Origin of the sequence: Thermodesulfatator autotrophicus, from assembly GCF_001642325.1 — a bacterium.
GTDB classification, from domain to species: domain Bacteria; phylum Desulfobacterota; class Thermodesulfobacteria; order Thermodesulfobacteriales; family Thermodesulfatatoraceae; genus Thermodesulfatator; species Thermodesulfatator autotrophicus.
On sequence record NZ_LSFI01000059.1, the window covers coordinates 1 to 12,480 of the forward strand.

Annotated in this window: 11 protein-coding genes and 2 pseudogenes; 6 read left to right on the top strand and 7 right to left on the bottom strand. The window is 41.2% G+C overall.

The window, feature by feature from the left end:
* Positions 1–265: 265 nt before the first annotated feature.
* From TH606_RS10115 to TH606_RS10130, 4 genes and pseudogenes are all read left to right on the top strand, one after another.
* Complete coding sequence (locus TH606_RS10115; RefSeq protein ID WP_068543620.1) at positions 266–928, top strand: methyl-accepting chemotaxis protein; 663 nt, start codon at positions 266–268, stop codon at positions 926–928.
* Positions 929–1,061: 133 nt separating this feature from the next.
* Positions 1,062–1,445, top strand: a pseudogene (locus TH606_RS11740) (transketolase C-terminal domain-containing protein); the annotation flags it as partial.
* Between the two features lie 297 nt (positions 1,446–1,742).
* Positions 1,743–2,117: a thiamine pyrophosphate-dependent enzyme gene (locus TH606_RS10125; protein ID WP_068543622.1), complete on the top strand. Its 375-nt coding sequence runs from the start codon at positions 1,743–1,745 to the stop codon at positions 2,115–2,117.
* A 191-nt stretch (positions 2,118–2,308) separates the two neighbouring features.
* Complete coding sequence (locus TH606_RS10130) at positions 2,309–2,908, top strand: RNA ligase partner protein (RefSeq protein ID WP_068543624.1); 600 nt, start codon at positions 2,309–2,311, stop codon at positions 2,906–2,908.
* Positions 2,909–2,968: 60 nt separating this feature from the next.
* Here the strand turns inward: TH606_RS10130 and TH606_RS10135 are convergent, their stop codons facing one another.
* From TH606_RS10135 to TH606_RS10155, 5 genes are all read right to left on the bottom strand, one after another.
* Entirely contained in the window at positions 2,969–3,622 is a 654-nt protein-coding gene (locus TH606_RS10135) for a PHP domain-containing protein (protein ID WP_068543627.1), read from the bottom strand.
* Positions 3,623–3,636: 14 nt separating this feature from the next.
* Entirely contained in the window at positions 3,637–4,776 is a 1,140-nt protein-coding gene (locus TH606_RS10140) for a KamA family radical SAM protein (RefSeq protein ID WP_068543630.1), read from the bottom strand.
* Positions 4,777–4,876: 100 nt separating this feature from the next.
* The gene (locus tag TH606_RS10145; protein ID WP_068543632.1) at positions 4,877–5,596 is read right to left on the bottom strand and encodes a DVU0298 family protein; all 720 of its coding nucleotides are present in this window, start codon (positions 5,594–5,596) and stop codon (positions 4,877–4,879) included.
* Positions 5,589–6,791, bottom strand: a complete 1,203-nt coding sequence (locus TH606_RS10150) for an FprA family A-type flavoprotein (RefSeq protein WP_068543634.1) — start codon at positions 6,789–6,791, stop codon at positions 5,589–5,591. Before TH606_RS10150 ends, TH606_RS10145 begins: the two co-directional genes overlap by 8 nt.
* Positions 6,792–7,100: 309 nt before the next feature.
* The gene (locus TH606_RS10155; protein ID WP_068543635.1) at positions 7,101–7,481 is read right to left on the bottom strand and encodes a desulfoferrodoxin; all 381 of its coding nucleotides are present in this window, start codon (positions 7,479–7,481) and stop codon (positions 7,101–7,103) included.
* 289 nt (positions 7,482–7,770) lie between these two features.
* Between TH606_RS10155 and TH606_RS10160 the strand changes: the two genes are divergently transcribed.
* Positions 7,771–7,968, top strand: a complete 198-nt coding sequence (locus TH606_RS10160) for a rubredoxin (protein ID WP_068543637.1) — start codon at positions 7,771–7,773, stop codon at positions 7,966–7,968.
* Positions 7,969–7,984: 16 nt separating this feature from the next.
* Positions 7,985–8,302 carry a hypothetical protein gene (locus TH606_RS10165; protein WP_068543640.1) on the top strand — a complete coding sequence of 106 codons (318 nt, stop codon included), beginning with the start codon at positions 7,985–7,987 and terminating at the stop codon, positions 8,300–8,302.
* Positions 8,303–8,337: 35 nt separating this feature from the next.
* Here TH606_RS10165 and fdhF read toward each other — a convergent pair whose 3' ends face one another.
* Together fdhF and TH606_RS11930 are read right to left on the bottom strand one after the other, a co-directional pair.
* Positions 8,338–10,860, bottom strand: a complete 2,523-nt coding sequence (gene fdhF / locus TH606_RS11925; RefSeq protein WP_331710696.1) for a formate dehydrogenase subunit alpha — start codon at positions 10,858–10,860, stop codon at positions 8,338–8,340.
* A gap of 120 nt (positions 10,861–10,980) precedes the next feature.
* A pseudogene (locus tag TH606_RS11930) lies at positions 10,981–12,429 on the bottom strand (FAD-dependent oxidoreductase); the annotation flags it as partial.
* Between the last annotated feature and the right edge of the window lie 51 nt (positions 12,430–12,480).

Below are 12,480 nucleotides of genomic sequence, written 5' to 3' on the forward strand. Positions count from 1 at the left end.
ACACAATTACTGAAATACTACCAACAAAATTAAAAAAGGCAATTTATCTGTTTCTATTAAAAAACTTTATGTTGTAGAATTTGAAAATATAGCTCAAGCTATTAGAAGCCTATCTGGAAACTTAAGAAAAATTATTTCTCAAATAAAAGATAGTTCACATTTTGTCGCTCAAAGTGCTAAAATATCTAATTCTTCTAAAATAGCACTGAATTATATAAGTGAGGCTACCAGAGAAACACAGTCTTTATTACAAACAAATGAAAAAATGATAAAAAGTGTAAATGAAGAACAGGGATTAATTAATCAAATTACTCTTGCTGTAAAAGAGATAAGTGAAAATACCACTAAAACTTCAGAAATGACTAATGAAGCAGTAATGAAGGCCGAAGACACTCGGGAGAGGATGTTAAAGCTTGATGAAATGGCTAAATCTATATCTTCTATAGCTGAAATGATAAGCCAAATTGCCAATCAAACTAACCTTTTAGCTCTAAATGCTACTATTGAGGCTGCCAGAGCTGGAGAAGCTGGCAAAGGCTTTGCTGTGGTGGCCAGTGAAGTAAAAGAACTCGCTAATCAAACGGCTAAAGCTACTGAAGAAATTACCAAAAAGCTTGAAACCATTCAGGTTGAAAGCCACTCAGCTAGAAAAGCTGTAGATGAAATTGCAGAGGCAATTAAATCTATTAATGAAAGTACATCTTCTATAGCTTCAGCTGTGGAAGAACACACGGCCGTTATGGATGATGTTGCCCAAAAAATAGTTGAACAGTCTGAATCATTAGGAGAAGTAAAAACAGAGGCAGAAAACACCTATCAAAAAGTCTCTGAAGCAAAAAGTCATGTAGAGGTTCTGGATAAGGAAATTACCCATATTAAAGAGAAAGCCGAAGAACTTAAAAAAATAGCAGAAGGTTTTAATGTATAATTCTAGGGCGTCTTTAGGCGCCCTACTTTTTTTCTCTGAGTACTGTCCAAAAAATCAACCTCTAGGCATTTTCAAAAAGTTTTGCTATATCTTCAAGTCATAAAATTCAAATCAAAAAGTTCAGGAGAGCTAAATGCCCGAACAGAAAATAGTTCCTCCAGAAGAAATATTTTCTCTTCCTAGAAAGAAAGCTTTTATTACTGGAAGTGAAGCAGTAGCAGAAGCTATTAAAAGGGCCAATGTGGACATGGCTATTGCTTATCCCATAACTCCCCAAAGTGAAAGCATGCATTTAATAGGTCACTTATACGCCCAAGGATATTTAAAAGATTTTTATCGTGGGGAAAATGAATTTGCGGTTATGGCAGCAGTTCATGGAGCCTCTCTTGGAGGAGGCCGTGTTTTTACAGCTACTTGTGGTCCTGGTACTTTAAGGGCCATGGAGATGTTTCCTGTTTGGGCTGGAGCTAGGCAACCTATTGTTTGTGCTTTTATGTGTAGAGGTGTAGCTTTACCTTAGAAGAAATAATAGCCGCAACAGCTAATGCTGAGCTGATAATTGTCCCTGAATTCAATGCTAAAGGATAGCTGGCTAGAGAAATTAAAGCTATACTTGATTCGAATAGCAGAATAATTGCTGCTCCAAGGGTTTTTGGTGGAATGACCATGCCTGTAGAACTCATCGTTAATACTGTAAAAGAAACCATCAAAAATAGGGCTAGGAGTTAAAAAAATGTCAAAAAAGATTATTACTCCAGTGCCAATACTGGTGGGCAGGAAAGCAGTATGAGTACCCCAGGGAAAATTTTTCCCTATGGCTCCTAAAGGAAAAAAATTTCCTAAAATACCTGTTTTTGAAATGGCTAAAATATCTGGCTGCGTTTACTCTGCTAAAATTACTGTAGCTAGCCCTATTAAGCTCAGCAAAATTGTAAGAAAAGCAATATTAATAGCAAGAGAGGTTGGGCCTACTTACGTCCAGATTTATACCCTCTGTCCTACTAACCTCAAGTTTCCACCAGATAACACCATTAAAGTAGCTAAAAAAGCTGAAAAAATTTATTACAAACCAGAAGAATTTATTACTCCAGAGGCCGAAGAATATCTTAACTCTTTAAAGGAAAAGAAAAAATTTGCTCTTTATTTAAGGACAGTACTCTGGATACAATTTAAAAACAGAAGGGTTTAAATTCAACTAAGTATTAAATATTAAATATACTATGAGACCTTGGCCAAATATATTTAATTGGCTGCATTGCCTGTCCTTTAGACTACTTTGTCGACATTTAGTGTCTCTTCGTAGTGACATTCTTGGGGACAAAAAAGTTGATGTTTTAAAACTTTACAAAAGGTAGCATAAATTAAAACTGAGGAGTCTCAATGGCTTTTGAGCTAGAAGTTGAAAGAGAACGGCTTATCCCTGATACCAGTGTTTTCACCAATCCCGATGTTTACCGGGAGTTTGGTAATTCTCCCAACAAAGCCTTTGCCAATTTTTTAGAGCTGGTGGCCAAGGCCCCCAATGTAAAAGTCTATATGCCCTCTTCGGTTTATGATGAACTAAAAAAGATGCTCAAAAACCCTAAAGTTCCCCCTAAAGCCAGAGCAGTTTTCAGGGTTAAATCTCCTAAAAAATATGAAATTCAAATACCTGCTTTTTTACTCTATGAGCTGATTGATGATATCAGGCAGCGCATAAATAAAGGCCTTAGGGTGGCTGAAGAAGCCGTTAGAGCTTCGGCTCACAAAAACCCTGACGAAATACTAAATGCCCTAAGACGCAAATATAGAGAAGCCCTGCGCGAAGGCATTGTTGACTCAAAAGAAGACATAGAACTTATTCTTTTAGCCTTGGAATTAGACGGCCTTCTTCTCTCTGCTGACCGTGGTATTCTCAATTTAGCGGACAAAATGGGTATAAGGTGGATACCTCCTGAAGAAATTCGAGATACTATTGAAGGCCTTATTTATAGCCCCTGAGGCTTAAAATGAAAGCCAGCCCTTTAGGTAATTTGCCTGATCTAACTTTGAAGGCCTTATTTATAGCTTCCTGAGGCTTAAGTGTTGATAAACATTTTGTAGCGAGGGAGAAAGAATCACTGGCTCAAGCATTCCTTCTCTAATGACTTTTTTAAGATCGCTAAGGTTTTCAATAGGTTTGGGGCTCAAGTTAGCAATAAGCCCTAACTCCTCGGTGGTGTGAGCATCGCTTCCCGCCACTTTAGGCAAGCCAAAGGCTTCGGCTAATTCCCAGGCCTTAAAATTTTCCTGTGGAGAATTGCGCCCATTAAGCACTTCTATAGCATCTATCAATCCTTCTTCCATGAGAAACTCATCGGGAATATTACCCCAGCGGAAAGGGTGAGCCCAAATAGTTAGCCCTCCCCTCTTCTTTACTTCACTTAGCACTTCGTAAGCAGAAAGCCCCCGTGGAAAAACAAGTATATTTTCAGGGGCAAAAAGCAAAAAGTCTCCTTCAGGCGCAGAATATTCCATACCAAAAATAGGGGTTATTTTTCCATTTAGATTAATTTGGGAATAAATTTTAGCAGCTTTTACGGAAAAATGGTCAGTTATAGCTAATGTTTTAAGGCCTACTTTATAAGCTTTAGATAAGCAGGCTTCTAAACTTTGATGTCCACACGGAGAAACATCCGTGTGGACATGTAGGTCAATAAAAAATTTAGAATCCATACTTCTTTCAGAGTTTATACGTAATATGGACACGCTGCTTCTTCGCTTACTAGATAATGGGAAGAAACCATTTCTGTGTAATCGTCAAGCCAGTAAGCCTCAGGATTACGTTTGTAAATGAGAATCTTTCCAGTGTTGGTGTTATCCGCTGCACGATGGAACTTAAAAATTATCTCATCTTCGGTTAAGGCCAAAATCTCTAGTTTGCCAAGGGCATGTGACATGGTAAAACGAGCCCTTTTGGCTACCCCTGAGACCAGGCCTCTGGCCTTCTCAAAAATCTGGTAGCCTTCTTCTATAGGGACGGCATAAGGCTTATTCCCAATGGTGGGGCGGCACTGGAAAATATAATAAGGAGCAATGCCAGCAAAGGAAAGCTTGCGGAAAAGTTCAGCCATGACTTCTGGATTATCGTTTACCCCTCTAATAATAGGCGTTTGATTAAGGATTACAGCTCCGGCCTTCATTAATAGGTCACAGGCTTCAATGGCTTCTTTGGTCAATTCTCTTGGATGATCAAAATGAACCATAATATATAAGCGCTTTTCAGGAGTAGAATAGGCCTTAATTATTTCAAGGAGTTCTGGGTCTTCTATAATTCTTTGAGGGTAAAAAGCAGGAACTTTGGTGCCTATACGAATAACACCTACGTGTTCAATAGGCCTAATTTTAGAAAGGAATTCTTTTAAACGGCGGTTAGAAAGCATAAAGGCATCGCCGCCTGAAAGAATTACATTGGTGATCTCTTTGTGACTGGCTATATACTTTACAGCTTCGTCAATATCTTCCAGGCGTTCAGGCCTTCCACCATCTATGAAAAGACGTTTACGAAAACAATAACGGCAAAGACCAGCACATACATTGCTAGCTAAAATTAAAACCGTAGAATCATACTTGTGCTGCAAGCCAGGCATAACCGTGTAAGAAGCCTCGTTTGAAGGGTCAAGATGCCCCCATCCCCATTCTTCTAGTTCCTCAACGCTTGGAAGAACAAGCCTCGCAAGAGGGTCTCTCGGATCTTCAAAATTAATAAGCTTTAAATAATATTCAGTACATTTAATAGGATATTTTCTGGCAACCTCTAAGACTTCTTTATTTTCCGAAAATACCGGCACCTTTTCTAGTGAAGTGACAAATTTTGGCTTTTTAAGCATAGTTATACCTCCTTTCTATATAGAGCGCGCAAGGAAGGCGCTATTAAGGAATTCAGATGTTCTAAAGGGGTTATGATTTTCTTAACAGAAAAATTGACAGTCAGTCAAGACTTTTTTGTAAAAGAATCTCAATTAACTGTTCTTTTAAGGCTTTTAAATTGGTCTTAGTCAGTATGTTACCATCGTAAAATAACAAAGAAAAATCTTCGTCAGGGAATTCAAGAATCTTTGGGCAAATTTTTTCTTTTATGTCTTCAGGTGTTATATTTTTCATCTGGATGTAAGCCCAGTAAGTAAAGGCTTTAACCCATAAATCATTTGAATCGAATAAATGAAGCGCATAAACGGGCCCCAAAAATTTAGCCACTAAATCCGGAAACACCTGAGCAAGCCTCCCTATCCCCCAGATAACTCCCCTTTGAGCTGGAGGATATTCCAATAAATTGCCCTCAAGCCATATGTAAGAAATAAGAATAGAGGTATATTCCTCAGCTAGCTGACGATGGTTGGCCAGGGCTTCAGTCATAGCTTCAGGTACACCCCAGGCCATACCCCCTGATTCTTCGTTAAGCATCCACATAAAACGGCGGATTATTATCCGGGCACTTTCTATATTTTCTTGAGCAATGGCAGCCACTACCGGCCCCATACAAGCAATGGCCTTCCAGCGAAGTTCTTCTTCGCGATGACATAATGCCCCGATTAAAACATTTACGGTTTTTTTGGGTGGAAAACGTAAGACTTCTTCTTTAAGTTGGGGGAGGTTCTTTCCTTTTAAAAGAGAAAGAACCTCCCTTTTTAAAAGCTGGGTTTTAGGCATTAAGCTTTTCCTTGATAGCTTTGGCTATGTTTTTACCTATTTCAACACATTCTTTCAGCTGGTCATGGGTGGGAACAAATTTTGCCCTATATCCAGGGTGAACAATTTCTGCCTGCATTTCTTCTAAGAACTTATTAATATGTTTTACTGCTTCGCCACTCCAGCCAAATGAACCAAAAGCTACTCCTATCTTTTTACGTGGTCTTAACCCTTTTATATAAGTGAGCACATCAGCCATCTGGGGAAGCATATTGTTGTTCAAAGTTGAAGACCCGAAAATCAAAGCTTTAGCCTCAAGTACCTGGGTCATAATGTCACTGCGATGGTCAATACTGGCGTTCATTACTTTAACTGAAACCCCTTCACTCATAAGGCCATCAGCTATGGCCATGGCCATTTTTTCAGTGCTGTGCCACATGGTGGCGTAAACTACCAGCGCGTAGTCTCTAGCTTGATAAGTGCACCAGCGTTTATAAGCCTCCAATATATCTTTTATGTGAGAACGCCAGATAACTCCGTGGTCAGGAAGAATCATTTCTATCTCTAGATTCATTTCCTCAACGGTTTTTAAGAGCTTTTCTACCTGAGGTGAGAAAGGAAGCACGATGTTGGCATAATACTTAGCGGCTTCCTGCATTAGTTCATCGTATTTAACCTCGTCGTCAAAGCGTTCGCTGGTGGCATAATGCTGGCCAAAGGCGTCCTGGGCAATAAGGATTTTTTCTTCTGGAATGTAAGAAATCATACTGTCAGGCCAGTGGATCATACGTGTCTCAATAAACTGAACTGTCCGTTTCCCAATAGAAATAGAATCTCCTGTTTTTACTTCCACTAAAGGCCAGTCTTCCTGGTGAAAATGTTCTTTAAGGGCTTTATAGCCCATAGGAGAACAAAACACTTTTTCTGGCTTGGCTCTTTTTATTATTTCAGGAAGAGCGCCTGAATGGTCCATTTCTACGTGGTCAACCACGATGTAATCTATTTTTTCAATATCACCGAGCACTTTGATTAGCTTGTGGATTAAGTCGTTGGTAAAAGGCTTTTTAACCGTATCAAAAAGGGTTATTTTTTCATCTAAAACCAAATAAGCATTATAAGTGGAACCCCTTTTAGTAGAATATCCGTGGAAGTCTCTAACATTCCAATCAATAGAACCAACCCAGTAAATGTCTTTTTTAATTTCAAAAGGTGGCATAATTTCCCTCCTTTTTCTGTATTATTAATGATTTATATAACATCATCGCGAGGCGACGTAGTCGTCGCGGCGATCTCCGATCTCTTCAGTATCGCTTGGGATATAGGTATCTATCCCGTCACTGCGAGGAACTAGAGACAACTACATAGTCTCTAAGATTGTTTCGACTGCTGGTGCAGCCTCGCAATGACAACCACAAAATTATCATCTGTTTTATGCTTTCATTTATTATGCTAGCAAAAAATTATCAGAAGTAAAAATAAAAACCTCCCCTTTCTAAGTTGAGGGGAGGTTTTAGTAAAAAATATTTTATAAGTTAGCTTTCCAGAGGCCGTGCAAATTACAATAGGCCCTGGCTGCCACCTGGCTGGCTTCTACTTTAAATTCAGCTTCAGGAGCATCACCCGGAGCTAAAAACTGGATATAAGATTTGCTGTCAGCAATAAGCTCAATCCATTCAATATAATGTTTATCATCCATAGGATGAGGAGCGCTACCAACTTTTACTTTATATCCACCCTCTATTTTTTCAATCACAGGAACATGTTTTTCCTGAGAAGCATCGGTAGTATTTTCCTTCAATAATTCCATAGGCTCATTACAGCAAACCAAAACACCCTGCCCTGAATGAAGAACAGTTACAATGTTTCCACAAACATTACATTTATAAACTTCTAACCTCTGTGCCATCTCTGGCCTCCTTAATTTAGAATTATTTTTAATTTAAAAATAATAAAATTTATTTTTTAGTCAAGACTTAAAATCTAAAAAAACTTTAGCATAGCGCTATAAAATTGCTTAAACCTTTGCAAAACATATTTGATGGACTGTCTGTCTTTTTTTATCTTGCGAGCTTTTCTTGACCTGTCCTTACGAGCCACGAAGTGGCGAAATAAATTTTCTATCCAATTTTAAAAAATTCTTGACTTAAAAATTATATTTTCTTAAACTTATTATAAATAACTAAAGGAGGAAAACAATGGCTGAAAACATTTATGAAGGGGCTTATATCTGTTCTACTACTAACTGTGGTTACATGTATGTTCCCTCTAAGGGTGACCGTAAAGGTAAAATCCCTCCTGGAACTCCTTTTGAAGAGCTTCCTGAAGACTGGAAGTGTCCGGTGTGTGGTGCTTCCAAGAAAGCCTTTAAACCCATGCAAGAAGTTGAATCTTAAAAAATAAGGAGGCCTTATGAAAATAGAAATAGACAAACAGATAGTTAAGTTTACCCCTGAAAACGAAAAAGAAGTCCAGGAACTTAACAAGCTCTGGCAATATGTGGTGGCCTGCGAAGGTGAAAGCTTCAAGCTGGTGCCCATTGGCATGTTTGTCCCCGGAACTTCTAAAGAAGCCATGTTCCAGACAGAAGGCCTGAAAGTAGAAACAGCCCAGGTTACAACCCCAAAAAAGAAAATCCGCTATGTTTGTATGGAATGTAACCGTATGGAAGAATTTCCAGAAGGAGAAGCCCCTGTCTGCTGTGGACAACCAATGCACCCTATGGATTAAAATAAGGGCACGGAAAAGTCCGTGCCCTTCCCTTTTTAAATCTTTTCTATCCTGGCACTGGCTACTTTATATTCTGGGGTGTGAACTTCTGTGTCTATCCCTGCACTGGTAATCAGGTTGGTTAGCGGCTCTTCAAAATGAAAGTCCATAAAAATAGTCCCAGGCCTCACTCTGGTAGTAACATGGGCTCTGGCAATTACTTCTCCCCGCGGTGTTATTACCTTTATAGGGTCACGTTCCCTTATCCGCAATTTACGGGCGTCTTTGGGGTTAATTTCAACCAGCTCTTCAGGAAGCGCCTCCCACAAAGCTTCAACTCTTCTGGTCATAGAGCCACAATTGTAGTGATAAAGGCGCCTTCCTGTAATTAAAATCAAAGGATACTCAGCTTCAGTCTTATCAGAAGAGCCATAATACTTAGGTATGGCAAAAAAGGCTTTACCTGAAGGCCTGGCGAATTTTTCTTGAAACATAAGTTCTGTGCCAGGATGATCTTCAGTTGGCACTGGCCAGCAAAGGGATTCTTTTTCCAGGCGCTCATAGGTAATCCCGGCAAAAGGAGGCATTATGCGCCGCATTTCGTTAAAGATATCTTCAGCCGATTGATAATCCATGTCATAACCCATGCGTTTGGAAACCTCAGCTATTATCTTCCAGTCAGGCCAGGCCTCTCCTGGCGGCTCTATAAGTTTTCTAACCCGCTGAACCCGTCGTTCACCGTTGTCAATGGTGCCGTCTTTCTCAAAAAGGCAGGCCGCTGGCAACACCACGTGGGCAAAATCTGCTGTTTTAGGCCAGAAAATATCCTGTACCACTAGGAGGTCCACCGCCGCCAGGGCCTCGTGAACCCGCTTGATATTTCCGTGAGTCATGGCTACATCGTAGCCAACCACATAAAAGGCCTTCACACGGCCCTTGATGGCCTCCCTGTACATCATGGTTTCTGTAATGCCCGGCTTTTCGGGAAGAGGCACACCCCAGATATCCTGAAATTTTTTCCTAGTAAGGGGGTCATTTATTTTTTGGTATGCAGGTAATACGTAGGGCAAAGCTCCCATGTCACAGGCACCCTGGACGTTGTTCTGGCCGCGAAGGGGCATGGCTCCTGTGCCTGGCTTTCCTACGTGGCCACATAACATGGCAAGGTTAGCTAAAGCCATGGTGCCCTGACTTCCACTGCGATGTTCACTTACCCCAAGCCCCCAGAAAATAAGGGCCTTTTCCGTTTTAGAGTAAAGTCTCGCCAGCTGTATAATTTGCTCTCTTCTTATGCCAGAAAGACGCTCGGCCTTTTCAAGGGGCCATTCAGCCAAAATATAATTTTTATAGGCTTCAAAGTTTTCTGTGCGGGTTTCTATAAATTCTTTGTCATAAAGATTTTCTTTCAAAATCACATAAGCCAGACCATTGGCCAGAGGCACATTTGAGCCGGGCTTTAAAGGAATCCATAGATAGGCCTTTTCCGCCAGCTCCGTCTTTCTGGGATCAACTACCACTAATTTTAGCCCGCGTTCCAGGGCCCTGAGGATTCGGCCTCCAATTACAGGATGGGCCTCAGTGGTATTGGCCCCCCAGAGGAGAAGAAGATCTGTCCTTTCCAGCTCGTCAAAAGGCCCGGTAGCTGCTCCAGAACCAAAGGTGGCCGCAAGCCCTGCGACCGATGGCGCGTGTCAGACCCGCGCCGGGTTATCTACGTTATGCGTGCCAATAACAGCTCTGGCAAATTTTTGGGCTACGTAAGTATCTTCGTTGGTGGTGCGAGCTGAACAAAGAACACCGATGGCGTCAGGGCCATATTTTTCCTTTATTTCCTTTAATTTTTCCGCCACAAAATCAAGGGCTTCTTCCCAGGAAACTTCTTTAAAAGGTTCATCGCGGGAAAGACGCATCAAAGGTTTTTTAAGCCTTTCTGGATGGCGATAAAACTGATAGCCAAAGCGGCCTTTAACACAAAGTTCTCCATAATTAGGTGGCCCTTTAGCGGCATTCACTTCAAGAATACTATTGTTTTTAACTTGAGCCAGGAGATTACAACCAGTGCCACAATAAGGACAAATTGTGCGAACTTCTTTCACCTCGGCCCTGGTGTAAGGTACGGTAGAATCTTTCCGGGAGAGAGCTCCCGTAGGGCAAATATCCACACAGGAGCCACAGGAAACACAATCTTCAGTGAAAGAAAAATGAATTTCTTCTTCAGGAGTCCCCTGGGCAAAAATAGTTAATTCTATGCCACCATAATTACAAATTCTCACACAACGATAACATCCTACACATTTATTAGAATCAACGTCTATAAAGAAGTGATCTGTTTCAAGTTTATATTTGGATCTTTGGCGTCCTTTAGCAGGCACTCCTTCAGCAATAAGGAGGTCACGAAAAGTGCACTTATGGAAGCCTAGGCAACCGCATTTAAGGCATCTGTTGGCCTCTTCTCTGGCTTGCTCTTCGGTTAAAGAACTATATACCTCTTTAAAAGAACTTTTTCGCTCCTCAAGGGAAATTTCAGGTGGTCTTTCTCTGGGAATCATGGGAAAATCTTCGTAAAATTCAAGGTCCATTTCCTCAAGACGCCGACCGCGATTAAAGTCGTATCTAACGGTTAGTGGAGCTTTCTTTTCTTTCTGGCGTCCCTGAAGATACCGGTGAATACTTTCAGCGGCTTTTCTTCCTGAGGCCACTGCCTGAATAACCGTTTTAGGCCCTGTAACAAAGTCTCCCCCAGCCCACACCCCGGGAACATTGGTAGAAAAGTCCTTGGCAACTTTGATGATGCCTTTAGGGTTAACAGCCAACTGTTCTTCTATCTCACCATATTTTTTAAAGGATATATCAGGCTCTTCCCCCCAGGCCCTAACTACAAAATCAAACTCATAGAGTTTCTCTGTGCCTTCCACTGGGACAACTTTGCGGGCTTTATCCTTTTGAGGAGAAGTAAGCTTTGTCCTCGCAATAAGAACTTCGTATTTTTCTCCTTTTTTGGTGAGCTTTAGTGGCTGGGCCATGAGCAGGAAGTTTACCCCTTCTTTTTCTGCTTCTATTATTTCTCGCTGATGAGCAGGCATCTCTATACGAGAACGTGGATATACTACGGTAACCTCTACCCCTAAGCGCAAAATACTCCTGGCTACGTCTATAGCAGTGTAGCCGCCGCCTAAAACAAGGGCCTTTTTACCCAGGTTGGGAGTATCTCCACTATTTAGCTGGTAAAGAAAGGAAAGACCGGTTACAGTATGCTCTTCCCCAGGGAAATTGGTGCTTCGGCACTTATAAGAACCTATAGCCAGAAAAACGGCCTCGTAGCCTTCTTTAAACAAATCTTTAATGGCAAAGTCATACCCCCAGCGCTTGCCTGTTTTAAGTTCAACTCCCAGTTCTAAAATCTGATCTATTTCCTGGCGCAAAATATCTTTAGAAATCTTAAAGCCCGGATACGTCCATCGCGGCATACCCCCTGGCTCTTCACGGGCTTCAAAAATAGTGACTTCGTGACCTTTAAGCCGTAGAAAATAAGCGGCCGAAAGCCCGGCTGGCCCGGCTCCTACAATAGCCACTTTCTTTCCTGTGGAAGGAGGTATTTCTGGTTTAAAAGCCCTGGTCTTTAAGCCCCAATCAGCCACAAAACGCTTTAAGTTATTAATGGCAACCGGCACATCTACCAGTGCCCGGCGGCAACGAGGCTCACAAAAACGAGGGCAAACCCGGCCCACCAGTGCTGGTAAAGGTAATTTTTCTTTAATAAGGCTCAACGCTGAGGCATATTCGCCCCTGGCAATAAAGGCAATGTAACCCTGAATGTTTAAGCCACCAGGGCAGGGGCCGTGACAGGGAGCCTTACAATCCCCAAAATGATTGGCTACCAGAGATTCAAGTTTTTGCTTGCGTATCTTTTTTATCTCTTCAGTATCAGTGCGAATTCTAAGCCCTTCTTCAGGCTCAGTGACGCAAGATCTCACTAACCCTTTGCCTTCAATTTCAACTAAACAAAGGCCACAAGGGAGCGGGGATTCAGATACTTCTGGCAAATAACAAAGGCTTGGTATTTCAAAACCAGCCGCCCTTAAAGTTTCAAGTAAGTTTTTAGCCGGGTTAATCTCTATCTCTTGTCCATTAACCCAAAGTTTCATCATCCCCACTCCTTAATATGAATTAAAGCTCAAGCCAGGATTCAGAAAAGATAG

Coding starts and splice junctions, on each gene's coding strand:
- TH606_RS10115 (WP_068543620.1), top strand. CDS start 266: ATGATAAAAAGTGTAAATGAAGAACAGGGATTAATTAATCAAATTACT.
- TH606_RS10125 (WP_068543622.1), top strand. CDS start 1,743: ATGGCTCCTAAAGGAAAAAAATTTCCTAAAATACCTGTTTTTGAAATG.
- TH606_RS10130 (WP_068543624.1), top strand. CDS start 2,309: ATGGCTTTTGAGCTAGAAGTTGAAAGAGAACGGCTTATCCCTGATACC.
- TH606_RS10135 (WP_068543627.1), bottom strand. CDS start 3,622: ATGGATTCTAAATTTTTTATTGACCTACATGTCCACACGGATGTTTCT.
- TH606_RS10140 (WP_068543630.1), bottom strand. CDS start 4,776: ATGCTTAAAAAGCCAAAATTTGTCACTTCACTAGAAAAGGTGCCGGTA.
- TH606_RS10145 (WP_068543632.1), bottom strand. CDS start 5,596: ATGCCTAAAACCCAGCTTTTAAAAAGGGAGGTTCTTTCTCTTTTAAAA.
- TH606_RS10150 (WP_068543634.1), bottom strand. CDS start 6,791: ATGCCACCTTTTGAAATTAAAAAAGACATTTACTGGGTTGGTTCTATT.
- TH606_RS10155 (WP_068543635.1), bottom strand. CDS start 7,481: ATGGCACAGAGGTTAGAAGTTTATAAATGTAATGTTTGTGGAAACATT.
- TH606_RS10160 (WP_068543637.1), top strand. CDS start 7,771: ATGGCTGAAAACATTTATGAAGGGGCTTATATCTGTTCTACTACTAAC.
- TH606_RS10165 (WP_068543640.1), top strand. CDS start 7,985: ATGAAAATAGAAATAGACAAACAGATAGTTAAGTTTACCCCTGAAAAC.